The sequence below is a fragment of the Ruminiclostridium papyrosolvens C7 genome, from assembly GCF_000421965.1.
Taxonomy (GTDB): domain Bacteria; phylum Bacillota; class Clostridia; order Acetivibrionales; family DSM-1351; genus Ruminiclostridium; species Ruminiclostridium papyrosolvens_A.
This window is the reverse complement of sequence record NZ_ATAY01000062.1, coordinates 1-728: the sequence shown is the minus strand read 5'-3', so window position 1 is coordinate 728 and position 728 is coordinate 1. Positions and strand designations below refer to the sequence as shown.

Annotated in this window: 3 protein-coding genes; all 3 read right to left on the bottom strand. The window is 35.6% G+C overall.

Annotated features, from left to right (window positions below; genetic code table 11):
- Nucleotides 1-13: 13 nt before the first annotated feature.
- The 3 genes from L323_RS42115 to L323_RS42110 are packed head-to-tail and all read right to left on the bottom strand — an operon-like array spanning nt 14 to nt 525.
- Nucleotides 14-238 (bottom strand): alpha/beta hydrolase-fold protein, encoded by a 225-nt coding sequence (locus L323_RS42115; protein ID WP_278244980.1) that lies wholly within the window; start codon nt 236-238, stop codon nt 14-16.
- A 22-nt stretch (nt 239-260) separates the two neighbouring features.
- A complete protein-coding gene (locus L323_RS41925) occupies nt 261-467 on the bottom strand; it encodes an alpha/beta hydrolase-fold protein (RefSeq protein WP_347498808.1) in 207 nt (68 codons plus the stop codon).
- The gene (locus tag L323_RS42110) at nt 424-525 is read right to left on the bottom strand and encodes an alpha/beta hydrolase-fold protein (protein ID WP_431602533.1); all 102 of its coding nucleotides are present in this window, start codon (nt 523-525) and stop codon (nt 424-426) included. Before L323_RS42110 ends, L323_RS41925 begins: the two co-directional genes overlap by 44 nt.
- Nucleotides 526-728 lie beyond the last annotated feature (203 nt).

The following is a 728-nucleotide window of genomic DNA, read 5'->3' as shown; positions in this document are numbered from 1 at the left end:
AATAGTAGCTTCTTTAATTAATTCTGAAGCATCCCATTCTTTCCAAGAATCTTTGTCTTTCACCTAAATAAGAGGTGAAAGCATTTATTCCCCATGGTACTTGACTAGGAGTTAAGATTGGAGAAAAAGCAGAAACCGCTTTGAATCTCTTAGCATTTTTCAAACCGATCACTAAAGCCCCATGTCCTCCCATTGAATGCCCCATTATGCTTTCTTCACCTGAAAAATTAGGTACTATAGTCGAAGCAATGGATGTTAATTCATCTACAATATACGAATACTATTTTATAATGCTGTGCCCAAGGATCCTGGGTAGCATTTAAATAAAAACCTGCCCCTTGTCCAAGATCCCATGCTGCAACATCAGAAACGTATTCTCCACGTGGTGAAGTATCTGGCATAATCACTGCAACTTGATGTTTTTCAGCCAAACGTTGAAATCCACTTTTTTGTACTAAAATTATCATCTGTACAAGTTAAACCAGATAACCACCATATAAGTGGAATTTTTTTCTTTTTCTTTATTTGATGGTAAGTAGATACTAAATTTCATATCACATTGCAAGACTTCGGAATAATGGCTATACTTACGTTGCTCTCCTTCGAAAGAACGATGTTGTTCAATACATTTAAGACTCATTATCTCACTCTCCGTAAGTTAAAATCGTACGAATGGATTCACCTTTGTGTAATAAGTCAAATGCCGCATTGATGTCTTTAAATTCTAA